Genomic DNA, 23,374 nt, shown 5'->3' with positions numbered 1-23,374 from the left:
CTCAGCGGGTGCCGCCGCCCACCCCCGCAGAGGAGTCGCTGGACTTCTGGTCGTTCGTCGAGGTCGCCGTCGAGCGGACGCACCGGATCCTCCCCGACGTCGACACGCGGGCGATGCGGCTCGTGCTGAGCCTGTACCGCGCATCGAACGCGCTGGTCTACGACCTGGAGTCGACGGTGCACCGGCCCCGTGGCTGGTCGTGGGCGGGATTCCGGGTGCTGTTCGTGCTGTGGGTCGCCGGACCGCTCGAACCGATGCGGGTCGCGCAGCTCTCCGGGATGAGCAGGGCCGCGGTCTCGGCGCTGGTCAAGACGCTCGAACGGGACGGCATGCTGGAGCGGCGCAAGGCCGGGCACGACCGGCGTTCGGTCGAGCTGACCCTCTCCTCCGCCGGGACCGACGCCATCACCTCGGCCTTCGCCGCGCACAACGTCCGCGAGCGGACGTGGGCGGGCGCGCTCTCGGCCGACGAGGTCGACCAGCTCACGGCGTTGCTGGAGAAGCTGATGGCGAGCCCGGTCGCGGCGGCGGCGAACCGGCGGCGCTGAGCCGGTCCGGCACGGTCACCACTTGCAGCTGAGCTCCACCTCGTCGACGAGTGCCTCGGCGCGATCGAGGACCGCGCCCAGCTCGTCGGGGCTCGACCCGATCGCGGCCAGCACGCCGTGCGCACGTCCGGTGAACCCGTCCGGTGCGACGGGCAACGCACCCGCGGCGGCTACAGCGCCCTTCTCGTTGATCAGCCACCGCCCGGCGCGGCCGTGCAGCGCCTGCGCGCAGAGCCCGACGATGCGGAAGAGGCAGCCCGCGACGAACGTCGTGTCGCCGCGGTTCACGACCTTGCGCGCGACCGCGACGGAGAACCGCGCCCGCGCCAGCCGCTGCACGAGCGCCTCCGCCAGCGGTCGCGGGTACTGCAGGGCGGCGTAGTGCAGCGCGGTGAGCTCGCCGGTGGGGTCGGCCAGTACGACCCCGAGCGCGACCTCGCCGGCGTAGGCGACGTCGAGGAAGCCCAGCGGGTGCCCCTCCTGCGCGTGCAACGCGCACCGGCCGGCCTGGGCGTCCTGCCATGCCGCCTGGACGCGGTCGAGGTCGCGGTAGATCCAGTCGACGGGGGTGCCGTCGACCCGCAGCCAGCCGCCGCCGTCGACCCACGGGCCCCAACCGCCGAGATCGCTGACGCTCGCGCCGTCGCCGGAGAGTTCCTCGGCCAGCCTGCCGAGCGCGGCGACGTCGAGCCCGCCGCGGTAGTAGAGGCCGAGGTCGACGTCGGAGTCGGGGTGGTGGGTGCCCCTGGCACGGCTGCCGCCGAGCATCACCCCGACCACCCCGTCGACGGAGAGCAGCCGGGTGGCCATCGTTTCGAGCATCGTTTCGAGCTCGGGTGGATCGATCACGGGCCCATCTTGCCGGCCGGACGCCGTGGGGCAGGGTTCTCGTGTGCCGAACCCACGAGCGTCCCGCCGCCACGACCACGACGCCGGCGGCGACCCGGAGGTCCTCGCGGCGAAGGCCGCGCTGCGCGACGAGGTGTGGACGGCCCTGTCGGAGGGCGGGGTCGCACGGTTCCCCGGCGCGCGCAACCGGATCTCCAACTTCGTCGGCGCCGAGGCCGCGGCCGAGCGGTTGCGGGCGATGCCGGAGTGGCAGGACGCCGGCACCGTGAAGGCCAACCCGGACTCCGCGCAGCTCCCCGTGCGCCAGCGTGCGCTGGCCGACGGCAAGACCGTCTACATGGCGGTGCCGCGGCTGGCGGAGCCGGAGCCGTTCTTCCTCCTCGACCCCGACCGGCTCGCCGACACCCCGCGCAAGGCCGCGTCGATCGCCGGCGCGACCCGCTCGGCGCAGCGGGTGGCAGTGGCCGAGCTGGAACCGGTCGACCTGGTGGTCACCGGCTGCGTCGCGGTCGGCGCCGACGGCGCCCGCCTCGGCAAGGGCGGCGGCTTCGCCGACCTGGAGTTCGCGCTGGCGGCCTCGGCCGGGTTGATCGGGCCGGGAACGCTCGTCGTCACGACCGTGCACGAGCTGCAGGTCCGCCCCGCCGGCCACATCCCGACCACCGGCCACGACGCGCCCGTCGACCTGGTCGTCACCCCGGAGCGGCTGATCGACTGCCGCGCGGCCCGCGCCGAGCGGCCCTCCGGCGGGATCCGGTGGGACGAGCTGACCGCGGAGAAGATCGCGGCCATCCCGCTGCTGGCCGCGCTCGCCGCCGACCGCAACCGCTGAGCCGGGCCGCGCGACCAAATCTCCCCACCGTTTTGTGCACTTGCGCGCTCTGCGGCCGCGCAAGTGCACAAAACGGTGGGGAAGTTGCTAGTCGTCGGCCGGCTTGGCGCCCCGCTCGGCCCATTCCTTGTCGGCGCGGTCGGCGGACTCGGTGCGCTCCTTGGCGATCTCGAGCGCGCGGGCGGCCGTCTCCTTGTCGGGGTAAGGGCCGAGCCGGTCGGCCGCACGACAACCTTCAGGGCCTTCCACCGTGCCGTGCTTGAGGCAGTAGAACCATTGCTCGTCGCTCATGGGTTCATCATGGACCGCGACCGGGCGCGCTGCTCCCTGTGCGACACGCCAGGGTGGCGCGCATCTTTCGGCCGATTCCGTGGGTCCCGCGGCCGGTTTTGGCCTACGGTTCCGCCGGTGGGTTCTCAGCGGCGTTCCGTGACGGGCACGGTCGTGAACCTGATGGCGCTCCGCAGAGCCGCGGTGACCTGCCTCGACCGCGCGCCGGTCCGGCCGACGTGGGACTCCGCGATCACCGCTATCGGCCTCGCACGCTTCGACGTCCCCCGCGCGGTCGCCGAGCTCGACCGGCTGCTGCAGGCCCAGCAGGACACCGGGATGCTGCCGCTCTCCAGCGAGGCGGCCGGGCTGTGCGCGCCCCCGGTGCACGTCATCGCCCTGGGGCACGTGCTGGACCGCGCCACCGAAGCGGGTGGCGCCGACCTCGCCGCCGCCGAGGCGTTCGCCGACCGGTCGTTCGACCGGTGGCTGGCGTGGCACCGGTGGCTGGCGAAGGTCCGCGACCCCGACGGCACCGGTCTGCTGGAGATCCGGCACAGCGTCGAATCGGGCTTCGACACCTCACCCAGGTGGGACGGCCCGCGCGCGCGGGCCGGCGCCGACGCCTCGGCGTTCCGGGCGCGCGACGTGTTCCTCTCCGGCATCTTCGCCGCGGCCAACGACGTGCTCGCCGGCATCGCGGACGAGTTGGGCCGCACCGACGCGACGGCCGAGCTGCACGCACTGGCCGCGCGCTTCCGCGCCGGCGTCGCCGTGAGCGTCGACCCGGCGACGTCGCTGGCCCGCGACGTCGACGGCGAGACCGGGGAGTGGATCGCCGCGTCGACCATCGCCGGGTTCGCGCCGCTGCTCGCCGGCGGCAACCGCGAGCTGGCCGCCCGCCAGCGCACCCTGCTGCTCGGCGAGGACTGGCTCGGGCACGGCGCGCTGCACTACCCGCTGCCGCCGACGGTCTCGCCGATGAGCCCCGGGTTCCGCAGGCGCGTGAAGTGGCACGGACCCGTCTCCCCTATCATCGCGATGCTGCTCGGCTGGGCCTCGGCCCGCGACAGCGCGTGGGACCTGCGCGCCGTGCTCGCCGACGCCTCCGTCGCGCAGCTGGGCGACCTTTGCTTCGGGGAGTTCTACGAGCCGGTCACCGGCGAACCCCTCGGCGCCCGCGACCACCCCCCGACCGCGGCCGTGGCGCTGGAGTGGCTCGGCTGAAGCACGAGTTCGGGTGCACAACCGCTGGCGAGTCGGTCGCGGTGCGATGTGCACGCGAGGGCAGGAAAGCCACTTTCCTGCCCTGTGAGGGCCGGAAAGTGGCTTTCCTGCCCTCCCCGGCACCCCACCTCGGCCGCGGCTAGCGGTACTTGCTGAAGTCCGGCGGCCGCTTCTCCGCGAACGCCTTCGCGCCCTCCATCCCCTCCTCGCTGTGGGCGTAGTGCTCCAGCCCGTCGAAGGCGAGGTGGGAGATGCCGCTGATGTGGTCGGAGTCGGCGTTGAAGGAGTGCTTGAGGAACTTCAGCGCCGTCGGCGAGTACGAGCCGATCTTGCGCGCCCACGCCCGCGCGGTGTCCAGCAGCTCCGCGGCCGGCACCACCTCGTTCACGAGGCCCCACCGCTCCGCGGTCGCGGCGTCGTAGCGGTCGAGGAGGAACCAGATCTGCCGCGCCCGCTTCTCGCCGACGACCCGCGCGAGGTAGGCCGAGCCGAAGCCGGCGTCGAACGAGCCCACCCGCGGGCCGGCCTGCGCGAACGTCGCGTTCTCCGCCGCGACGGTCAGGTCGCACAGCACGTGCAGGACGTGCCCGCCGCCGATGGCGATGCCGTTCACGGCGGCGATCACCGGCTTCGGGATGTCCCGGATGATCCGGTGCAGGCGCTCGATCTCGAACGTGCCCCACTCCGTCTCGCCGTAGCCGCCGGTCTCGGCGCGTTCCTTGACGTCGCCGCCGGTGCAGAACGCGCGCTCGCCGGTCGCGGTGAGGATCACCGCCGCGACCGTCCGGTCGGCCCACGCGTGCTTGAACGCGGAGATCAGCTCGTCGACCGTGCGGCCGCGGAAGGAGTTCATCCGATCCGGACGGTCGATCGTGATGACGGCGTGGTTGTCCTCTTCCACGACGTACCGGATGTCGGTGAACTCCTCAGTACGCATGCTGCAATCTTGACGGCCGTCATCAACGCTTGACAAGCTCGCGGGATGGGAAGCAGGCGGTGCCTCGTCACCGGCGCCGGGCGCGGGATCGGCGCGGCGGTCGCGCGGCGGCTCTCCGCAGAGGGTCACCAGGTCGCGCTGACCGCGCGCAGCACGGCGGAGCTGACCACGCTCGCCGCCACCCTGCCCGGTCCCTCGCTGGTGCTCCCCGCCGACATCACCCAGGCGCATGCCGCCGACGAGGTCGTCACGCAGGTCGAGCAGGAGTGGGGCCCGGTCGAGGTGCTCGTGCTCAACGCGGGCACGGCGGTCTCGGCGCCGCTGCACCGCGTGACCGACGCCGACTGGGAGCACATGCTCGAGCTCAACCTGACCGCGCCGTTCCGCATGCTGCGCAGGGTCCTGCCGGGCATGGTCGCGCAGGGGTTCGGCCGGGCGGTCGCGGTCGCGTCGACGGCTGCCAAGCGCGGCGAGCCGTACGTCTCGGCCTACACCGCGAGCAAGCACGGTCTGCTCGGGCTGGTCCGCTCCACCGCGCAGGAGGTGGCCAAGACCGGGGTGACGGTGAACGCGGTCTGCCCCGGCTACGTCGACACCCCGATGACCGACGTGTCCGTCGCCCGCATCAGCGAGCGCACCGGCCGCCCCCAGGCCGAGGTGCGGGCCGGGCTCGCAGCGCAGCAACCGATCGGACGGCTCATCACGGTCGACGAGGTGGCCGACGCCGTGCTGCTCTGCGTGGCCAGCGCCGCCATCACCGGCCAGGGCATCAACGTGGACGGCGGTGCCATCCAGTCGTGATCGAACGCATCAATCCCCCGGAGCTGGCCAAGCCCTCCGGATTCAGCCACGCGGTGGCGGGGACCGGCCGCACGGTCTTCCTCGCCGGCCAGACCGCGCTCGACGCGGCCGGGAACATCGTCGGCGACGGGATCGTGGCGCAGTTCGAGCAGGCGCTCTCCAACATGCTCGTGGCGCTGCGCGCGGCCGGCGGCGGGCCCGAGCACCTGGCCGCGCTCACCATCTACATCGTCGACGTGCCCGACTACCGCGCCAACGCGCGCGAGATCGGCGCCGTGTGGAAGCAGCTCATGGGCACCGAGTACCCCGCGACGGCCGGCATCGGCGTCGCGCGGCTGTGGGACGACGCCGCTCTGGTGGAGGTGCAGGGCACGGCGGTGCTCCCACCGAACGGGTGAGATAGACGTGTAATCGGCGCGAAACGCCGACGCCAGATCCTCGCGGTGGTAGTTCCCCAGCCGCGAGGAGAGTCCGTGAAAGCCGCCCGCTGGCGCCGAACCGGCGTTGTGCTGTCCGCCGTCGCCGTCGCCGCCCTGATGCTGGCATCAGCCGGTCCGGCGGCGGCACAACCCCCTGCCCCACCTGACGGGTCGTCGGCCGTGGCGCCCGACGACCCGGCTGACCGGGGCGGGCAGAAGGCGTTGCCCATGCCGCCCGCAGACGCGGAGATCCCGTGGGTCGCGCCGCCGGCGAGCGACCTCGCGAAGGAACCGCCGTCCGAGTCGCACGCGGCCGCGGCCGACCCGAACCGGTACGTGGCCCGCTACGGGCCGATCACCGTCCCGAACGGCGAGTGGTACGCGGTCTGGACCTACTGCCCGGGCGGGTTCGTCGCCGCAGGGGGCGGCGGCTACAACTCCAGCTCGGGCGGCGTCTACATGACCGGCTCCAGGCCCACGACCTTCCAGGGCGACGGGTGGGAGGTCTCGGTCCGCAACCTGTCCGGTGCCGGAGCGGGGGTGACCGTCTACGCGGTCTGCGTGCAGGCCGGCGCCGTGAGCGGGTACGAGGTCAGCGACTTCAGCACGTACCCCGAGTCCGGTCAGGTCACCGAAACCACTGCGACGTGCGCGTCCAACCGTGCCGTCCTCGGCGGCGGCTTCGACTCCTCCAACGGACTCGTGCAGGTGAGCGGCACGTGGCCGTACCGGATCGGCGTGCAGCACTGGGTCGCGAACGCCCGCAACCTCGCGGCCGACCCCATCGAGATCCGCTCCTACGCGATGTGCGCGAACGCGCCGCGCTACCACAACGTCACGACCGGAGAGGCGGAACCGATCAACGGGTACGCGCAGGCGACCGTCACGTGTCCCGAGGGCACGGTCGCGCTCGGCGGCGGCGCCACGTCGACCGTCGGCGACGCCGTCACGATCACCGACTCCTACCCGGTCGGGGACCGCGGCTGGGGCGTGTTCGGGCGCACCTCCGCGGAGCGGCAGACGATCTCGGCGCTGGCTGTGTGCGTGGAGTTCTAGGCGCGGCGGCGCCCGTCGGGAGGGCAGGAAAGCCACTTTGCTGCCCTGTGAGGGCCGGAAAGTGGCTTTCCTGCCCTCCCCGGACCGCACCCGGCGAGGTTCGTCCGGGCAGGGCCGCGAGGCGCTAGCGTCGGTGCCATGCAGCTCGACGCGCCCATCGTCGCCGTCACCGTCCACCCCCAGCGAGCGCGCGTCACGCGCCGCGGTCGGGTCACCGTCCCGGCCGGCACGAGCGAGGTCGTGGTGGCCGATCTTCCGTTGTCCGTCGTCGAGGAGTCGGTGCGGGTGACCGGCCGCTCGGCCGGCGACACGCGGGTGATCGGGGTCGACCTCGTCTACCGCGACCTGGCCGTCGCGCCCGACGAGCAGGTGCGCGCAGCGGAAGGAGCGGTGCGGGCCGCGGAGCGCGAGGTGGCCGTGGTCGACGGCGCGGACTCCGGCGACGCCGCCCGCGCGACGCTGCTGAACCGGCTCGCGAGCCGCAGCGGCGATCGGCTCGCCGCAGCGCTCGCCGACGGCACCGCGGAGCCGGGCCGGGTCGCCGAGGTCGCGAGCACCGTCGCGGCGCAGCTCGTCGAGGTCGCGGCGAGCCGGCGGGGCAACGCGGAGCGCCGCGTCGACGCCCTGCGCGAGCTCGAAGCCGCCCGTGCCGAGCTCTCCCGGCTCACCGCGTCCGGCCGCACCCGCCGCCAGGCGACGATCGGGATCGAGGCCGCGCAGGAGACCGAGCTGGAGCTCGACCTGATCTACGTCGCCGACGGCGCCGGCTGGTCACCCGCGTACGACGCCCGCCTCGACGACACCGGGAAGGTCACGCTGACCTGGTACGGGATGGTCGCCCAGGGCACCGGCGAGAGCTGGCCGGCGTGCGAGCTGACCCTCTCGACCGCCCGTCCCGCCGTCTCGTCGACGGTGCCGGAGCTCGACCCCTGGTGGGTCGACGTGCACCGGCCCATCCCGATGCCGGCGCCGGCGAGGCAGATGGCCGGGTACGGCGAGGCCTTCGACGGGATGGTGCTGCGGGCCGCGGCTCCCGCCGGTGCCGCCGAGAAGACCAACCCGGGCATTCCGGTGGCCGCGTTCGAGGCGACGGCCGTCTCCAGCACCATCGAGACGGCTGTCTCCGCCTCGTGGCGGCTGCCGCGCCCGGTCGCCGTGCCGAGCGACAGCACCCCGCACCGCACCACGATCACGACGCTAACCTTCGACGCCGAGCTCGACCACGTCGTCGCGCCCGCGCTGAGCAACGACGCCCACCTCCGCGCGACCATCACCAACACGAGCGAGCAGGTGCTGCTCGCGGGGCCGGTCTCGGCCTTCCTCGCCGACTCCTACGTCGGCACGACCGCGATCGAGCAGACCGCGCCCGGCGCGGAGATCGAGCTGGCGCTCGGCGTCGACCCGCAGGTCGTGGTCGAGCGGAAGCTCGCCGAGCGCACCACCCGTCGCGCCCGCTTCACCTCGACCCGCGGCGCGGCGGAACGCTGGACGACGACGGTCGCCAACCGCCGGGCCACGGCGACCAAGGTGTCGGTGCGCGATCGCCTGCCGGTGTCGCGCCATTCCGACGTCTCCGTCGTCGACGTCGTGATCACCCCCGAGCCCGCGGAGCGCGACGACCTGGGCCGGTTCACGTGGCAGGCGGCGCTGGAGCCGCAGGCGACCTGGACGGGCGAGGTCCGCTACGCCGTCGAGCACCCGAAGGACACCCCGCTCACCGGCTGGAGCTGATCGTTCATATCGCTCTCTTGACTATCGTCAGCGCGGCGCCATACTCCTAGCAGGAGGTGGCGCCATGACCAGTGCGCGCAGTACCGACCGGAGCAGCAGAGGTGTGGGTGACCCGCTCGACACCTTCTGCCGAGACCACCTCCCCCCGCGCGACCAGTGGCCCGAACTGATCTTCGAGCTGCCGGAGCTGCAGTACCCCGAGCAGCTCAACGCGGCCGTCGAGCTGCTCGCCGGCCCCGCCGACGACCACGCGTGCGTCCGCGGCAGCGGCACCGACTGGACCTACGGCGAGCTGCGCGCGCAGGCCGCACGCATCGCCGCCGTGCTCGTCGAGGACGCCGGGCTGGTCACGGGCAACCGGGTGCTGCTGCGCGGCCCCAACGAGCCGTGGCTGGTCGCCTGCTGGCTCGGCGTGCTGCTGGCCGGCGGGGTCGCGGTCACGACGATGCCGATGCTGCGCGCGCAGGAGGTCGCGGCCATCAGCGAGCTTGCGCAGCCGTCGCTCGCGCTCTGCCACGAGGACTTCACCGACGCGCTGCCCGACCTCCCGACCATCTCCTACCCCGCCGAGCTGGACGGCCGGTGCGCCGGCAAGCCGGCCACGTTCGCCCCGGTGCCCACCGCGGCCGACGACGTCGCACTGCTCGCGTTCACCTCCGGCACCACCGGCCGCCCCAAGGCGACCATGCACCTGCACCGCGATGTGCTGGCGATCGCCGACACGTTCTCCCGCCACGTGATCCGGATCGAGCCCGACGACGTCGTCACCGGAACGCCTCCGATCGCCTTCACGTTCGGCCTCGGCGGGCTCGTCGTCTTCCCGATGCGCGCCGGCGCCAGCATCGTGCTGCTCGACAAGGTCACCCCCGAGAAGCTGGCCGACGCGATCACCGACGAGGGCGTGACGGTCCTGTTCACCGCGCCGACGGCCTACCGGGCGATCATGGCCGCCGGGAAGGTCGACCGGCTCGCCGGACTGCGCCGCGCCGTCTCCGCAGGTGAGACGTTGCCGGCCGGCGTCTGGCACGCCGTGCACGACGCGACCGGCCTGCGGATCATCGACGGCATCGGCTCGACCGAGATGTTGCACGTCTTCATCGCCTCGTCCGACGACGACATCCGCCCCGGCACGACCGGTCGTGCGGTGCCCGGCTACCGCGCCGCGATCCTCGACGACGACGGCAACCCCGTCCCCGACGGCACGCCGGGCCACCTGGCGGTGAAGGGCCCCACCGGGTGCCGCTACCTCGACGGCGACCGCCAGAGCAGCTACGTCCGCCACGGCTGGAACCTCACCGGCGACACGTTCGTCCGCGACGCCGACGGCTACTTCACCTACCTCGCCCGCAGCGACGACATGATCGTCTCCTCGGGATACAACATCTCGGGCCCCGAGGTGGAGCAGGCGCTGCTGGGCCACCCGGACGTCCTCGACTGCGCCGTCGTCGCCTCCCCCGACGAGCAGCGCGGCGCCGTCGTGACGGCGTACGTCGTGCTCCGCGAGGGCGCCGAGCCCGACGCCGCGGCGCTGCAGGACTTCACGAAGGCCACGATCGCGCCGTACAAGTACCCGCGGATCGTCCGGTTCGTCCCCGCGTTGCCCCGCACCAGCACCGGGAAGCTGCAGCGCTACGTGCTGCGGGAGCGGGCGGAGGACCGGTCGTGAGGATCGCGGTCGTCGGCGCCGGGCCGGGTGGGCTCTACCTCGCCGCGCTGTGCAAGCAGCTCGACCCGACGCACGAGATCACCGTCTGGGAGCGCAACGCGCCCGACGACACGTTCGGCTTCGGGGTCGTCTTCTCCGACGAGACGCTCGGCGGGATCGAGCACGCCGACCCGGCGGTGTTCGCGGCCATGCAGCAGTGCGTCGCGCGGTGGGACGACATCGACGTCCACTTCGGCGGCACCGTCACGACCTCCGGCGGGCACGGGTTCTCCGCGATGGGCCGCAAGGAGCTCCTCGGCATCCTGCAGCGGCGCTGCGCCGAGGTCGGGGTCACCGTCCATTACCGCACGGAGGCCCCCGACGTCGCCACGCTGCGCAGGCAGGCCGACCTCGTGATCGCCGCCGACGGCGCCAACTCGCGGGTGCGGCAGGCCGGTGACTTCGGCGGGCAGGTCGAGACCGGGCGCAGCCGCTACATGTGGCTGGGCACCGACCGGGTCTTCGAGGCGTTCACGTTCGACGTGCGGGAGACCCAGCACGGCGTGATGCAGCTGCACGGCTACCCGTACAGCGCCGGTGCGAGCACCGTGATCATCGAGATGCACGACGACGTCTGGCAGCGCGCGTTCGCCCCCATCGCCGAGCTCGACCTCGCACCGGGCGAGAACGACGTCAAGTCGATCGCCGCCGTCAAGGACCTCTTCGCCGACCTGCTCGGCGAGCACGCGCTCGTCGGCAACAACTCGAAGTGGCTCGCGTTCCCCACCGTCACCACCCGGACCTGGCGCGATGGCAACGTCGTGCTCCTCGGGGACGCCGCGCACACCGCGCACTTCTCCATCGGGTCAGGTACGAAACTGGCAATGGAGGATGCGCTCGCGCTCGCGGCGTGCCTGCACGAGGAGCCCGATCTCGACCGCGCGCTCGACGCCTACGAGCAGGAGCGCCGCCCGGTGGTCGCCTCGACCCAGCGTGCGGCGAAGGCCAGCCGGGAGTGGTTCGAGGAGATCGGCCACTACACCCACCAGGACCCGGCGCAGTTCGCGTTCAACATCGTCACCCGCAGCCGCCGGGTCACCCACGACAACCTGCGGGTGCGCGACCCGGAGTTCGTCGCGGCGACCGAGCGGTGGTTCACCGGCGGCGCCGAGTGCCCGCCGATGTTCCAGCCCTACCGCCTCGGCGAGCTGGAGCTGCGCAACCGGGTGATCGTCTCGCCGATGGACATGTACGTCGCGAAGGACGGGCTGCCGGGCGACTTCCACCTCGTCCACCTGGGCAGCAAGGCGCTCGGCGGGGCCGGGCTGGTGATGACCGAGATGGTCTGCGTCTCGCCGGAAGGCCGGATCACACCCGGCTGCGCCGGCATTTACACGCCGGAGCAGGAGGCGGCGTGGAAACGGGTCGCCGACTTCGTGCACGAGCACAGCGACGCGAAGGTCGGCATGCAGATCGGGCACTCCGGCCGCAAGGGCTCCACGAAGCTCATGTGGGAGGGCATCGACGAACCGCTCCCGGCTGGCGGGTGGGACGTCGTCGGGCCGTCGCCGCTGCCGTACTCGCCGGACAACGCGGTGCCGCGCCAGCTCACCCGCAGCGACCTGCTGGCGATCAGGGAGCAGTTCATCGAGGCCACCCGCGCGGCCGCGCGGGCCGGGTTCGACGCGCTGGAGCTGCACTGTGCGCACGGCTACCTGCTCTCGTCGTTCCTCTCCCCGCTGTCCAACCAACGCACCGACGGCTACGGCGGCAGCCTGGAGCGGCGTCTGCGCTTCCCGCTGGAGGTGTTCGACGCGGTGCGCGCTGCCTGGCCGGCCGAGCGGCCGGTGACCGTGCGCATCTCGGCGACCGACTGGCACGAGGGCGGCAACGACGTCGAGGAGGCCGTGGCGATAGCCCGGGCGTTCGCCGAGCACGGCGCCGCCGGGATCGACGTCTCGACCGGCCAGGTGACCGCCGCCGAACAACCCGCGTTCGGCCGCAGCTACCAGACCCCGTACGCCGACCGGATCCGCAACGACGTCGGCCGCAGCCACGGCGTTGCGGTCATCGCGGTCGGCGCGATCTCGTCGTGGGACGACGTCAACTCGATCCTGCTCGCCGGGCGTGCCGACCTGTGCGCGCTGGGGCGGCCGCACCTCTACGACCCGCACTGGACGTTGCACGCCGCGGCCGAGCAGGGCTTCCGCGGAGCAGCGGCGGAATGGCCCAAGCCGTTCGCCGCCGGAAGCAGGAGACCGCAGACGGGCCGGCTGGAGGGGCCGCGGCCGCGGTTGGACCTCGTGCGCCGCGGCGAGCAGCGCACGAGACACGCGCGCTGGTCCGCCGGGCAGGCATGACGTGGGCCTAAGACGCGCGGTCGCTGTCGTAACGACGGCGGGCCATCTCGGCGATGCCGTGGATCGAGCACGGCCACGGCCTGGAGGGCAGGCCCGTGCCGCCCTTGGTGCAGGTTCGACACCTGCCGGCGAGATCGGGGAGGTGCTGGTCGAGCAGCCGCTGCCAGACGTCGACCATGGGCGCGAGCTCGGCGGCCAGCCGGCGCAGCTCCAGGTTGACGGGCTGCTCGACGGCGATCGCGCCCGACGCCTCCCGCATGTGCACGGAAGGGCTACCGGCCGTGCTCACCACCGTGCTCACAGGCAGCACCGCTGCCGAGAGCGGGCCGGGTGGCGCCGGGTCCCTTCCAACCCCCCACGAGTAACTCATTCGCTCCCCCGTCCACTCGTGCCGTTCGTTCGTCCCGTCCGCCTGACCGTCCAGCTGGACAGTGAGACCTCACACCGAGATCGTGACGCGTCGGACTTGCATCCGCAAGTGCTCCTGCATGAACATCTGCACGTGCATTCGGACCGAACGGCGCTCCAATGGCGCAAGAGCACGGCGAGCAACCCCAGCGGCAACTGCGTGGAACTCGCCGAGCTGGCAAGCGGTGAGATCGCCGTACGCAACTCACGGCACCCCAGTGGGCCGACCATCGTCTACACCCGCGCGGAGATCGCTGCCTTCATCAGCGGCGTCCGTCTGGGTGAGTTCGACGACCTCGCTCAGTAGCCTCGTTCACCCGAAGACGTGCATTCTGGACTTGCATATGCACGTACAGCCACGGCAGAGTGAACGCCGGACTGGGGAGGTCTCGGGGATGAATGTCGTGCGCGAGCAATGGGTCGACGGTGGGTCGACAGCTGACGCAGGCTCGCGCAGCGGTGTCACCAGTGGACCAACGGTCCTGCGGATCGGGCTCGGCGCACAGCTTCGTCGCAAGCGCGAGGACGCCGGGATCACGCGCGAAGCCGCTGGTGAGGCCATCAGGGCGTCACCCGCGAAGATCAGCCGGCTGGAGCTGGGCCGGGTCGGGTTCAAGGAACGCGACGTCGCCGACCTGCTCACCCTGTACGGCGTCGCCGCACAGGACGAGCGCGCCGAGTTCATGGAGCTCGCCCGCCGCGCCAACACCCCGGGCTGGTGGCACCGCTACGCCGACCTCCTGCCCACCTGGTTCGAGACCTACCTCGGCCTCGAGCAGGCCGCGTCGGTCATCCGGTGCTACGAGCTGCAGTTCATCCCCGGCCTGCTGCAGACCCGCGAGTACGCGCGGGCCGTCACCCGCCTCGCCCACGAGGACCTCGACGAGGTCGAGCGCCGGGTCGAACTGCGCCGGCGCCGCCAGGAGATCCTGACGATGCCGGGCGGCCCCACGCTGTGGGCCGTGCTCGACGAGGCGGCGCTGCGGCGCGGGCTCGCCGGCCCCGGCCTCATGCGCGACCAGCTCACGCACCTCATCGAGATGAACGACCTGCCGAACGTCTCGCTGCAGATCGCGCCCTTCAGCTACGGCGGGCACGCCGCCGCCGGCGGACCGTTCACGATCCTGCGGTTCGCGGAGCCGGACCTGCCCGACATCGTCTACCTCGAGCAGCTCACGAGCGCGCTCTACCTGGACAAGCGGCCCGACGTCGAGCACTACGCCGCCGTGATGGATCGGCTCAGCGCGCAGGTCGAGCAGCCCAGCCGCACCGAGCGGCTGCTCACCGCCATCCGTGACGAGATCTGAGCACCTGATCCGGTCGGGCCGGTGAGGCGGAAGCTCGCCTCACCGCTGCCGCAACGGCACGGCCTCGACGCCGTGCGGTTGCGCACGCCCGCGGAGACGCGCTGGGCAACCATGCGCGACCACCTCGTCGAGCGGCTGCCGCGGGTGGAGCCCGCGCGGATCGACGCGATGCTGCGCGAGCGGCGGTTCGTCGACCGCACCGGGCCGATCCCACCCGATGCGCCGTACGTGCCGGAGTCGTTCCTCTGGTTCCACCGCGACCTGCCGGTGGAACCACCGGTGCCGTTCCCGATCGGCATCGTGCACCACGACGAGCAGCTGCTCGTCGTCGACAAGCCGCACTTCCTCGCCACGATCCCGCGCGGGCAGCACATCGTCGAGACGGCGCTGGTGCGGCTGCGCCGCGAGCTCGACCTGCCCGCGCTGAGCCCTGCGCACCGGCTCGACCGGGTCACCGCGGGCCTGCTGATGTTCGTGCTGAACCGCGAGCACCGCGGGGCCTACCAGACGATGTTCCGCGACCGGCGCGTCCACAAGACCTACGAGGCGATCGCGCCGTACGACCCGCAGCTGGAACTGCCCCGCACCGTCCGCAGCCGGATCGTCAAGGAGCGCGGGATCATCTGCGCGACGGAGGTGCCCGGCCCGGCCAACGCCGAGACGCACGTCGAGCTGCTGGAGCACCGCGACGGGCTCGGCCGCTACCGGCTGACCCCCGCGACGGGACGCACCCACCAGCTGCGGCTGCATATGAGCGGGCTCGGCGTCCCGATCCTCGGCGACGACTTCTACCCGCTGCTCACCGAGAAGCGGCTCGACGACTACAGCCGCCCGCTGCAGCTGCTCGCGGCGCGACTGGCGTTCACCGACCCCGTGACCGGCGAGGACCGCTCGTTCCGGTCCGGTATCGAGCTGGCGGCGTGGTCGGACCCGGCGGCATGGGCAGGCGAGCCACCCTCACCAGGGTGAACCGCTACCGAACCGGATTGCGTGCGATCCGCATGTTTGGGCAGGAAAGCCACTTTCCTGCCCTGTGAGGGCCGGAAAGTGGCTTTCCTGCCCTCCCGGCACCCGAGCTCCGCGGCCGGGCCCTGCCATCATCATCGACATGGCTGGGCATCTGTCGCGACGACCGAGCGGAGGGTCGGCGCCGACGTTGGAGTCCGTGGCGGCGCGGGCGGGGGTGTCGCGCGCGACGGCGGGGCGGGTGCTCGCCGGCGCCACGACCGTGACCGAGAGCTCGCGCGAGGCCGTGCTGAGGGCGGCGGCCGAGCTGTCGTACGTGACCAACCGGGCGGCGCGCTCGCTGATGACGCGGCGGAGCGACTCGCTGGCGTTCGTGGTCGCCGAGCCGGAGGAGCGGTTCTTCGGCGACCCGCACTTCGCGATGGTCCTGCGCGGTGTGCACGCGACGGTGGCGGCGCACGATGTCCAGGTCGTCTTCACGATCCTCACCACCGACGACGAGCGCGACCGGTTCGAGCGGTTCGCGATGGGCCGCCACGCCGACGGCGTCATCGTGTGCTCGCTGCACGGCGACGACCCGCTGCCCCGCAGGCTGCACGAGGCCCGCATCCCGGTGATCCTGCACGGGCGGCCGTACTCCCCCATCCCGGGTCTGCCCTACGTCGACGCAGACAACGTCGGTGGGGCCCGCTCGGCCGTCGCGCTGCTCGCCGAGCGCGGCCGCACGCGGATCGCGACGATCAGCGGGCCGCTCGACATGCCCGCCGCCATCGACCGGCTCGACGGCTTCGACGCCGAGCTCGCGGCGCGCGGCATGCGCAGCCACGGCACGGTGGGCGGCGACTTCTCGCTCGAGAGCGGCCGCCACGCGATGCGCGAGCTGCTGGCGCGCGCGCCCGACGTCGACGCCGTGTTCGCCGGGAACGACCTGATGGCGCTGGGTGCGCTCGGCGCGCTCGCGGAGGCCGGCCGGGCGGTGCCCGGCGACGTCGCGCTCGTCGGCTTCGACGACTCCCCGCTCGGCGCCTCGGCGCACCCCGGGCTGACCACCGTGCGCCAGCCGATCGTCGACGCCGGCGTCCAGCTCGCCGCGAGCCTGCTAGCCATGATCGAGACCGGCGAGCCCTCACCCCCGCTGGTGATGCCGACCGCAATGGTGGAGCGTGGCACCACCTGACGACGGACTCCCGATGTGTGAGAGCGCTCTCTTGACATCGTTCGTCGCCGCAGGGAGCCTCTGCTCGGCCTGTGAGGCTCATCGAATCCCTACTGAGAGGGCGCATGACAACCCAGCACGTGGCAGCCGCGCAGGCCGCACCGGCCCTGTCGTTCCCCGAGGGTTTCCTGTGGGGCTCCGCGACGGCGGCGTACCAGATCGAGGGGGCCGTCGCGGAGGACGGCCGGACGCCGTCGATCTGGGACACCTTCGCGCACACCCCCGGCCGCGTCGCCAACGGCGACAACGGCGACGTCGCCGACGACCACTACCACCGCTTCCGCGAGGACATCGCGCTGATGGTGCGGCTCGGGCTGACGTCGTACCGCTTCTCGATCGCGTGGCCGCGGATCACCCCCGAGGTCACCGCGGAGCGACTCGGCCCGGTGAACCCGGCCGGGCTCGGCTTCTACTCGACGCTGGTCGACGAGCTGCTCGCGGCCGGCATCACGCCGTCGGTCACGCTCTACCACTGGGACCTGCCGCAGGCGCTCGAAGACGCCGGCGGCTGGACCAACCGGGCCACCGCGGAGCGGTTCGGCGAGTACGCCGAGGTCGTCGCCGGCGCGTTGGGCGACCGCGTGCCGGTCTTCATCACGCTGAACGAGCCGTGGTGCAGCGCGTTCCTCGGCTACGCGAGCGGCGTGCACGCCCCAGGACGCACCGACGCCGTGGCCGCGCTGACCGCCGTGCACCACCTCAACCTCGCGCACGGCCTCGCGGTCGCGGCGCTGCGGCGCGCGGCCCCGGCGGCGAAGGTGGCGATCACGCTCAACCTGGCGTGGGTGACCCCCGAAACCGCATCCGCGGCCGACGCCGACGCAGCGCGGCGCATCGACGGGCTGCAGAACCGGGTCTTCCTCGACCCGATCCTGCGCGGAACCTATCCGTCGGACGTGCTCGCCGACACGGCGTCCGTGACCGACTGGTCGTTCGTCGCGCCCGCCGACCTCGCGGTGATCTCCGCCCCGATCGACGCGCTGGGGGTGAACTACTACTCCCCCACCATCGTCCGGCACTGGACGCGGGAGCGGCCGAAGGAGAGCGCCGACGGGCACGGCGACTCGGCCACGAGCCCGTGGGTGGCGGGCGAGGACGCCGAGTTCCCCACGCAGAACGGCCCGAAGACCGACATGGGGTGGGGCATCGACCCGCGTGGCCTGCGGGAGCTGCTCCTGCGCCTGCACCGCGAGCACCCCGGCCTGCAGCTGATGGTCACCGAGAACGGCGCGGCCTTCCCCGACACCGTCGAGAACGTCGACGGCGACCGGTGTATCAATGACGTCGCGCGGAGCGAGTACCTACGTACGCACCTCGTGGCGGTCCACGAGGCGATCGCGGAGGGAGCACCGGTCGTCGGTTACTACGTTTGGTCGCTGCTGGACAACTTCGAATGGGCCTACGGCTACGGCAAGCGTTTTGGCATCATCCATGTCGAGTACACGACCCTGGAACGGACCCTGAAGGACAGCGCACTCTTCTATGCCGAAGTGATCCGATCGAACGCCGTGCCACGGGTGCTGCCTTGACGGCCTGCAGGTAGAGTTCGGTCGATTCGATTTACGTCCCGGCATTTGCGCCGGCCACCGGCACGAGGAGGGAGGTCGGGTGCGGCACGGCGACGAGCAGCGTGACAGCACCGAGCAGAGCGGCACACCCGATCTCGCAGCGTTGCGCTCCGACGACGAGTTCATCGAGGCGCTGGTCAGCGGTCGCACGTACACCCCGACGCGGCGCGACGCCGCCGAGGACGAGCTCATCGCGATGCTCACGGCATGGGTGGCCGAGGTCCGACCGGAGACGCTCGCCGAGCCGCTGCCCGCGGTCGCGGCCCCACCGGCGATGCAGGCCGTCCCCGAGGATGAGCCCGAGGCCGAGACCGAGACCGAGACCGAGCAGGCGGCAACGGTCGCCACGCCGCTGCGCCGCCGTTCCGGTGGCCACGGCCGCCGCCTCGCGGTGGCTGCCGCGCTCGTCGTCCTCGCGTCGTCGGGGCTGGCCGTCGGTGCGTGGGAAGCGGAGCCGGGCGAGGTCCTCTGGCCCGTCACGAAGATCTTCTACGCCGAGCGGGCCGACTCGGTGGAAGCAGCGGCCGACGTGACGGCCGGTCTCGACAAGGTCCGGATCGCGCTGGCCGAGGGCCGGCGGGCCGACGCCGCGGCCGCGGTCGACGCGGTCCGCGAGCGGCTGCGCGACGTCCGTCCCGCCGAGGGCCATGACACGCTCGCGCTGGAGCAGCAACGGCTGGCCGCGGCCGCCGGTGCCCTGCCGCCCACCCCGACCCAACAGGTGCCGCCGACCGGCGCCGGTCTCCCCACCACACCACCACCACCGGCGCCCCCGCCCGGCGGGCTGCCGGCGACGCCGGAGCAGAACACCCCGCAGACCAGCGACCCCAGCGTCTACGCCGAAGGGCCTCCTGCATCGCAGCCGCCTGAATCGCAGCCGTCGGGGTCGATCGAGGCCGGGCAGCAGCCCAACACCGGCCAGCCGTCGGGCCAGCCACCCGCCGACCAGTCCCCGCCCATCGCGCAGCCTCCCTCGAGCGCGCCACCGGCCTCCGACCCCTCGGCGACCGACCCACCCGCGAGCGAAGAACCGCCGCCGGTCGCGGACCCGCCCCCGGTTGCCGACCCGCCACCCGCCGAGGAACCCGCGGAGGAGCCGCCGCCCGCCGAGCCGCCGATCGAGGAGCCCTCGACCGACAGCGCCGATAGCACCGACGACGGCGGGGCCGGCGACACCGGGACGGAAGACAGCAGCCCCGACACCGGCACCGACGGCGCCGGAGCGGCCGAGAGCGAAGGCGCCGACGCCACCGCGTCGGCGGACGACACCGCGACCGACGACGGATCCGGTGACGGCACAGAGGGCGCCACCACGTTCTCCGAGGCCTCCGGCGACGAGTCCGGCACCGACGATTCGGGCACCGACGAGGCCGGCACCGACGAGACGTCCGCGCTCGAGGCCGACGACAGCGCCAACGACAGCGCCAACGACAGCGCCGACGACTCCGCCCGCAGCGAAGCTCAGAGCAGCGACGAAGGCGACTCGGACGAGGACAGCGCGGAAAGCTCCGACAGCAGCGAGTCCGACGACAGCGGCTCCGACGAGAGCGACCGCTCCGAGCGCTCGGACAGCTCCGACTCCGACAACGGCGACAGCGGTGATTCCGACGACGGCGACTCGGGCAGCGACTCGGGCGATGACTCAGGCGATGACTCCGACGGCGGCGGCCTGGTAGGCGACGTCGTGGACGTCGTCGACGGCACCGTCGACGCACTCCTCGGCTAGTCCAGCGCTGCCCTCCCGCTGCCCTCACCGGCCTGCGGGGAGGGCAGGAAAGCCACGTTCAGGCCCTGTGAGGGCAGGAAAGTGGCTTTCCTGCCCTCCGGCCGAAGGCCGGCACCCCCACCCCCAACGCAAACTTCCCCACCGTTTTGCCTACTTGCACGCCCCGCAGGGTGTGCAGGTTGGCAAAACGGTGGGGAAGTTCGGGTGGTCAGGAGCCTCGCATCGCCGCGTCGAAGGCCGCGGCGGGCGGGTCGAACGCGTTGCGCTTCACGAACTCCAGCGCGTCGGGGGCGCCGACGAGCCGGTCCATGCCGGCGTCCTCCCACTCGATCGAGATGGGGCCCTCGTAGCCGATGGTGTTGAGCATGCGGAAGCACGCCTCCCACGGCACGTCGCCGTGGCCGGTGGAGACGAAGTCCCAGCCGCGACGCGGGTCGGCCCACGGCAGGTGCGAACCCATGCGCCCGTTGCGCCCGTTGCCGACCTGACGCTTCGCGTCCTTGCAGTCGACGTGGTAGATGCGGTCCTTGAAGTCCCACAGGAACCCGACGGGGTCGAGGTCCTGCCACACGAAGTGGCTCGGGTCCCAGTTGAGGCCGAACGCCTCGCGGTGCCCGACGGCTTCGAGCGCCGCGACGGTCGTCCAGTAGTCGTACGCGATCTCCGACGGGTGCACCTCGTGCGCGAACCGCACCCCGACCTCGTCGAACACGTCGAGGATCGGGTTCCAGCGGTCGGCGAAGTCGCGGTAGCCGTCGTCGACCATCGACTGCGGCGTCGGCGGGAACATCGCCACGGTCTTCCAGATCTTCGACCCGGTGAACCCGACGACCGTCTTCACGCCCAGCTTGGCCGCCGCCACCGCCGTGACCTTCATCGCCTCGGCTGCGCGCTGCCGCACACCTTCCGGCTCGCCGTCGCCCCACACCCGCGAGGGCACCATCGAGTGGTGCCGCTCGTCGATCGGGTCGTCGCAGACGGCCTGGCCGGTGAGGTGGTTGGAGATCGCGAACACCTCGAGCCCGTGCTTCTCGAGGATGTCGCGCCTGCCCTGCACGTACCCGTCGTCCTCGACCGCTGCCCAAGGGTCGAAGTGGTCGCCCCAGCAGGCGATCTCCAGCCCGTCGTAGCCCCACTCGCCGGCGAGCCTGGCCACCTCCTCGAACGGGAGGTCGGCCCACTGCCCGGTGAACAGGGTGATCGGTCGCGCCATCAGGCGGCCCCTTCCTCGATCGGCTGCCACGCGCTCCCGCTCTCCGCCGAGCGGACGACGGCGTCCAGCACGAGCTGCACCTGCAGCCCGTCCGCGAACGACGGGGTCGGGTCGACACCCGCCGCGATGTCCTTCACGAGGTCGGCGATCTCGTGGGTGAACGTGTGCTCGTAGCCGAGCCCGTGGCCGGGCGGCCACCACACCCCAACGTAGGGGTGGGTGGGTTCGGTGACGAGTATCCGGCGGAAGCCGGCGACGTCGGCGTCGTCGGTGCCGTCGAAGAACTCCAGCTCGTTCATCCGCTCGAAGTCGAACGCCAGCGAGCCGGCGCTGCCGTTCACCTCCAGCCGCAGCGCGTTCTTGCGGCCGTTCGCGAACCTGGTCGCCTCGAAGCTGGCCACGGCGCCACCGGTGAACCGGCCCAGGAACAACGCGGCGTCGTCGACGGTGACCTCCCCCCGCTCGGCCGAGCCCGTCGCGGCGAGCCCGCTCGACGCGGACGGCAGCGGGCGCTCCTTGATGAACGTCTCGGTGAGCGCGCTGACGCCGGTGAGCCGGTCGCCAGTGACGAACTGCGCCATGTCGACGATGTGCGCGCCGATGTCGCCCAGCGCCCCGGAGCCCGCCTTGTCCTTCTGCAGGCGCCAGACCAGCGGGAACTCGGGGTCGACGATCCAGTCCTGCAGGTAGGTCGCCCGGACGTGGCGCACGGTGCCGATCCGCCCGTCCGCGACGAGCTTGCGGGCGAGCGCGACGGCCGGGGTGCGCCGGTAGTTGAACGCGACCATGCTCCGGACGCCGCGTGCCTGCGCGCGGTCGGCGGCCGCGACCATCGCGCGCGCCTCGTCGACGGTGTTGGCGAGCGGCTTCTCGCACAGGACGTGCTTGCCCGCGTCCAGCGCTGCGATCGCGATCTCCGCATGCGTGTCGCCCGGGGTGCAGATGTCGACGAGGTGCACGTCCTCGCGGGTCAGCAGCTGCTTCCAGTCGGTCTCGGCCGACCGCCACCCCAGCTTCGCCGCGGCGGCCTGCGCCGCGGCGGCGTCCCGGCCGCACAGCACGGCCATGTCCGGGGTGAGCGGCAGGTCGAAGAACCGGCCGGCTGTTCTCCACGCCTGCGAGTGCGTCGCACCCATGAACGCGTAGCCGACCATTCCGACACCTAATGAGCGCATACCAGAGTTCTCCGTCATATTCCGGGCGTCATGAATTCGAGTCGATCAGGATTCGAAACCGAGCGCCATGTACGTGTCGACGTTGTCCTTGGTGATGGTCGCCGAGGCCAACGTGATCGAAGCGGGCACCTCCTTCTCGACGAGGTCGCCCATTCCCTTGTTCTGCGCGATGAGCCTCGCCAGCGCGATCGCGGACGACGCCATCGACGGGCTGTAGGTGACCGTCGCCTTCAGCACGGTGTTGTCGGCCTTGATGTCGCGCATGGCGTTGGCCGATCCCGCGCCACCGACCATGAAGAACTCGCTGCGGCCGGCCTGGCCGATCGCGGCGAGCACGCCGACACCCTGGTCGTCGTCGTGGTTCCAGACCGCGTCCAGCTTCGGCGCGGCCTGCAGCAGGTTCGCGGTGACCCGCTGCCCGCCCTGCGCGGTGAAGTCGGCGGCCTGGCGCGGGCCGACGGCGAACCCGAACGAGCTGAGGGCGTCCTTGAAGCCCTGGCTGCGCTGCTGGGTCAACGGGAGGTTGTCGATGCCCGCTATCTCGCCGATCACCGGGTTGGCGACGCCGGCCGCCTTGAGCCGCTCGCCGATGTAGCTGCCGGCGCTCACACCCATGCCGTAGTTGTCGCCGCCGATCCACGTGCGGTACGCGAGCGGCGAGTCGAAGATCCGGTCGAGGTTGACGACCGGGATGCCGGCGTCCATCGCCTTGCGGCCGAGCGAGGTGAGCTGGCTGCCGTCGTTGGGAAGGATCACCAGCGCGCTGACCTTCTTGTTGATCAGCGTGTCGACAGCCGCGATCTGCTGCGCGATGTCGTTGGTCGGGTTGACCGGCTCGAAGGTGACGTCGGAGTACTGCTTGGCCTGCGCCTCCGCGTTCTTGGCGATGGCGGCGATCCAGCCGTGGTCGGCGGCGGGCGCCGAGAAACCGATCGTCACCGGTGCGCCGGGGGCGGCGTTGTCGCCCGCGGCGGGCGCGACGTTCGCGCTCGGGTTGCCACCTGCGGGGGCCGGGGCCTCGTTGCTGGTGCAGGCGGTGAGCGCGGCACCGGCACCGACGCCGACCGCTCCGATGAGGAACCGACGGCGGTGCAGGCCGGGAGGCAGCTCGGACATGGTG

Annotated in this window: 22 protein-coding genes; 15 read left to right on the top strand and 7 right to left on the bottom strand. The window is 72.4% G+C overall.

Translation table 11 applies throughout. The annotated features are described in order from the left end of the window. Positions 1-8 precede the first annotated feature (8 nt). Positions 9-548: a MarR family winged helix-turn-helix transcriptional regulator gene (locus tag LL648_RS16440; protein WP_232663440.1), complete on the top strand. Its 540-nt coding sequence runs from the start codon at positions 9-11 to the stop codon at positions 546-548. 15 nt (positions 549-563) lie between these two features. Here LL648_RS16440 and LL648_RS16435 read toward each other — a convergent pair whose 3' ends face one another. Next, on the bottom strand, positions 564-1,397 hold the full coding sequence (locus LL648_RS16435) for a nucleotidyltransferase family protein (RefSeq protein WP_232663439.1): 834 nt from the start codon (positions 1,395-1,397) through the stop codon (positions 564-566). A 43-nt stretch (positions 1,398-1,440) separates the two neighbouring features. Between LL648_RS16435 and LL648_RS16430 the strand changes: the two genes are divergently transcribed. Further along, positions 1,441-2,229 (top strand): 5-formyltetrahydrofolate cyclo-ligase, encoded by a 789-nt coding sequence (locus LL648_RS16430; RefSeq protein WP_232663438.1) that lies wholly within the window; start codon positions 1,441-1,443, stop codon positions 2,227-2,229. 87 nt (positions 2,230-2,316) lie between these two features. On the opposite strand, the gene LL648_RS16425 is transcribed toward LL648_RS16430, so the two are convergent. Next, positions 2,317-2,520, bottom strand: coding sequence for a hypothetical protein (locus tag LL648_RS16425; protein WP_232663437.1), 204 nt, complete (start codon positions 2,518-2,520; stop codon positions 2,317-2,319). 117 nt (positions 2,521-2,637) lie between these two features. On the opposite strand from LL648_RS16425, the gene LL648_RS16420 reads away from it, so the two are divergent. Then, on the top strand, positions 2,638-3,726 hold the full coding sequence (locus LL648_RS16420) for an MGH1-like glycoside hydrolase domain-containing protein (protein ID WP_232663436.1): 1,089 nt from the start codon (positions 2,638-2,640) through the stop codon (positions 3,724-3,726). 139 nt (positions 3,727-3,865) lie between these two features. Here LL648_RS16420 and LL648_RS16415 read toward each other — a convergent pair whose 3' ends face one another. Next, on the bottom strand, positions 3,866-4,663 hold the full coding sequence (locus tag LL648_RS16415) for an enoyl-CoA hydratase-related protein (RefSeq protein WP_232663435.1): 798 nt from the start codon (positions 4,661-4,663) through the stop codon (positions 3,866-3,868). Between the two features lie 45 nt (positions 4,664-4,708). On the opposite strand from LL648_RS16415, the gene LL648_RS16410 reads away from it, so the two are divergent. From LL648_RS16410 to LL648_RS16385, 6 genes are all read left to right on the top strand, one after another. Further along, complete coding sequence (locus LL648_RS16410) at positions 4,709-5,464, top strand: SDR family NAD(P)-dependent oxidoreductase (protein WP_232663434.1); 756 nt, start codon at positions 4,709-4,711, stop codon at positions 5,462-5,464. After that, positions 5,464-5,862 (top strand): RidA family protein, encoded by a 399-nt coding sequence (locus tag LL648_RS16405; RefSeq protein WP_232663694.1) that lies wholly within the window; start codon positions 5,464-5,466, stop codon positions 5,860-5,862. Before LL648_RS16410 ends, LL648_RS16405 begins: the two co-directional genes overlap by 1 nt. Positions 5,863-5,937: 75 nt before the next feature. Then, positions 5,938-6,939, top strand: coding sequence for a hypothetical protein (locus tag LL648_RS16400; protein WP_232663433.1), 1,002 nt, complete (start codon positions 5,938-5,940; stop codon positions 6,937-6,939). Between the two features lie 138 nt (positions 6,940-7,077). Then, positions 7,078-8,670: a mucoidy inhibitor MuiA family protein gene (locus LL648_RS16395; protein WP_232663432.1), complete on the top strand. Its 1,593-nt coding sequence runs from the start codon at positions 7,078-7,080 to the stop codon at positions 8,668-8,670. 64 nt (positions 8,671-8,734) lie between these two features. Beyond that, entirely contained in the window at positions 8,735-10,336 is a 1,602-nt protein-coding gene (locus LL648_RS16390; RefSeq protein WP_232663431.1) for an AMP-binding protein, read from the top strand. Next, positions 10,333-12,675: a bifunctional salicylyl-CoA 5-hydroxylase/oxidoreductase gene (locus LL648_RS16385; protein ID WP_232663430.1), complete on the top strand. Its 2,343-nt coding sequence runs from the start codon at positions 10,333-10,335 to the stop codon at positions 12,673-12,675. The genes LL648_RS16390 and LL648_RS16385 overlap by 4 nt, the downstream gene beginning before the upstream one ends. 7 nt (positions 12,676-12,682) lie before the next feature. On the opposite strand, the gene LL648_RS16380 is transcribed toward LL648_RS16385, so the two are convergent. Next, positions 12,683-12,976, bottom strand: a complete 294-nt coding sequence (locus LL648_RS16380) for a hypothetical protein (RefSeq protein ID WP_232663429.1) — start codon at positions 12,974-12,976, stop codon at positions 12,683-12,685. A gap of 177 nt (positions 12,977-13,153) precedes the next feature. Between LL648_RS16380 and LL648_RS16375 the strand changes: the two genes are divergently transcribed. From LL648_RS16375 to LL648_RS16350, 6 genes are all read left to right on the top strand, one after another. Further along, the gene (locus LL648_RS16375; RefSeq protein ID WP_232663693.1) at positions 13,154-13,390 is read left to right on the top strand and encodes a DUF397 domain-containing protein; all 237 of its coding nucleotides are present in this window, start codon (positions 13,154-13,156) and stop codon (positions 13,388-13,390) included. An 88-nt stretch (positions 13,391-13,478) separates the two neighbouring features. Then, positions 13,479-14,390 carry a helix-turn-helix domain-containing protein gene (locus tag LL648_RS16370; protein WP_232663428.1) on the top strand — a complete coding sequence of 304 codons (912 nt, stop codon included), beginning with the start codon at positions 13,479-13,481 and terminating at the stop codon, positions 14,388-14,390. Positions 14,391-14,411: 21 nt separating this feature from the next. Continuing rightward, entirely contained in the window at positions 14,412-15,359 is a 948-nt protein-coding gene (locus tag LL648_RS16365; RefSeq protein ID WP_232663427.1) for an RluA family pseudouridine synthase, read from the top strand. Between the two features lie 139 nt (positions 15,360-15,498). Continuing rightward, positions 15,499-16,533, top strand: a complete 1,035-nt coding sequence (locus tag LL648_RS16360; protein WP_232663426.1) for a LacI family DNA-binding transcriptional regulator — start codon at positions 15,499-15,501, stop codon at positions 16,531-16,533. A gap of 104 nt (positions 16,534-16,637) precedes the next feature. Further along, a complete protein-coding gene (locus tag LL648_RS16355) occupies positions 16,638-18,101 on the top strand; it encodes a GH1 family beta-glucosidase (protein ID WP_232663425.1) in 1,464 nt (487 codons plus the stop codon). Between the two features lie 79 nt (positions 18,102-18,180). Further along, entirely contained in the window at positions 18,181-19,866 is a 1,686-nt protein-coding gene (locus tag LL648_RS16350) for an anti-sigma-D factor RsdA (RefSeq protein ID WP_232663424.1), read from the top strand. A 208-nt stretch (positions 19,867-20,074) separates the two neighbouring features. Here LL648_RS16350 and LL648_RS16345 read toward each other — a convergent pair whose 3' ends face one another. The 3 genes from LL648_RS16345 to LL648_RS16335 all read right to left on the bottom strand — a co-directional run bounded on the left by LL648_RS16345 (position 20,075) and on the right by LL648_RS16335 (position 23,370). After that, the gene (locus LL648_RS16345; RefSeq protein WP_232663423.1) at positions 20,075-21,079 is read right to left on the bottom strand and encodes a sugar phosphate isomerase/epimerase family protein; all 1,005 of its coding nucleotides are present in this window, start codon (positions 21,077-21,079) and stop codon (positions 20,075-20,077) included. Continuing rightward, the gene (locus tag LL648_RS16340) at positions 21,079-22,233 is read right to left on the bottom strand and encodes a Gfo/Idh/MocA family protein (RefSeq protein WP_374112054.1); all 1,155 of its coding nucleotides are present in this window, start codon (positions 22,231-22,233) and stop codon (positions 21,079-21,081) included. Before LL648_RS16340 ends, LL648_RS16345 begins: the two co-directional genes overlap by 1 nt. A gap of 66 nt (positions 22,234-22,299) precedes the next feature. Continuing rightward, on the bottom strand, positions 22,300-23,370 hold the full coding sequence (locus LL648_RS16335) for a substrate-binding domain-containing protein (RefSeq protein WP_232663421.1): 1,071 nt from the start codon (positions 23,368-23,370) through the stop codon (positions 22,300-22,302). Positions 23,371-23,374 lie beyond the last annotated feature (4 nt).

It is taken from the genome of Pseudonocardia sp. TRM90224, assembly GCF_021245725.1.
In the GTDB taxonomy this organism is placed as follows: domain Bacteria; phylum Actinomycetota; class Actinomycetes; order Mycobacteriales; family Pseudonocardiaceae; genus Pseudonocardia.
The sequence above is the reverse complement of the archived record's forward strand: the minus strand, read 5'-3'. Positions and strand labels throughout refer to the sequence as shown.

Excerpts from the sequence above, each read along its gene's own strand:
- LL648_RS16425 (WP_232663437.1), bottom strand. The coding sequence starts at position 2,520 with ATGAGCGACGAGCAATGGTTCTACTGCCTCAAGCACGGCACGGTGGAA.
- LL648_RS16415 (WP_232663435.1), bottom strand. The coding sequence starts at position 4,663 with ATGCGTACTGAGGAGTTCACCGACATCCGGTACGTCGTGGAAGAGGAC.
- LL648_RS16410 (WP_232663434.1), top strand. The coding sequence starts at position 4,709 with ATGGGAAGCAGGCGGTGCCTCGTCACCGGCGCCGGGCGCGGGATCGGC.
- LL648_RS16395 (WP_232663432.1), top strand. The coding sequence starts at position 7,078 with ATGCAGCTCGACGCGCCCATCGTCGCCGTCACCGTCCACCCCCAGCGA.
- LL648_RS16390 (WP_232663431.1), top strand. The coding sequence starts at position 8,735 with ATGACCAGTGCGCGCAGTACCGACCGGAGCAGCAGAGGTGTGGGTGAC.
- LL648_RS16370 (WP_232663428.1), top strand. The coding sequence starts at position 13,479 with ATGAATGTCGTGCGCGAGCAATGGGTCGACGGTGGGTCGACAGCTGAC.
- LL648_RS16360 (WP_232663426.1), top strand. The coding sequence starts at position 15,499 with ATGGCTGGGCATCTGTCGCGACGACCGAGCGGAGGGTCGGCGCCGACG.
- LL648_RS16355 (WP_232663425.1), top strand. The coding sequence starts at position 16,638 with ATGACAACCCAGCACGTGGCAGCCGCGCAGGCCGCACCGGCCCTGTCG.
- LL648_RS16345 (WP_232663423.1), bottom strand. The coding sequence starts at position 21,079 with ATGGCGCGACCGATCACCCTGTTCACCGGGCAGTGGGCCGACCTCCCG.
- LL648_RS16340 (WP_374112054.1), bottom strand. The coding sequence starts at position 22,233 with ATGGTCGGCTACGCGTTCATGGGTGCGACGCACTCGCAGGCGTGGAGA.
- LL648_RS16335 (WP_232663421.1), bottom strand. The coding sequence starts at position 23,370 with ATGTCCGAGCTGCCTCCCGGCCTGCACCGCCGTCGGTTCCTCATCGGA.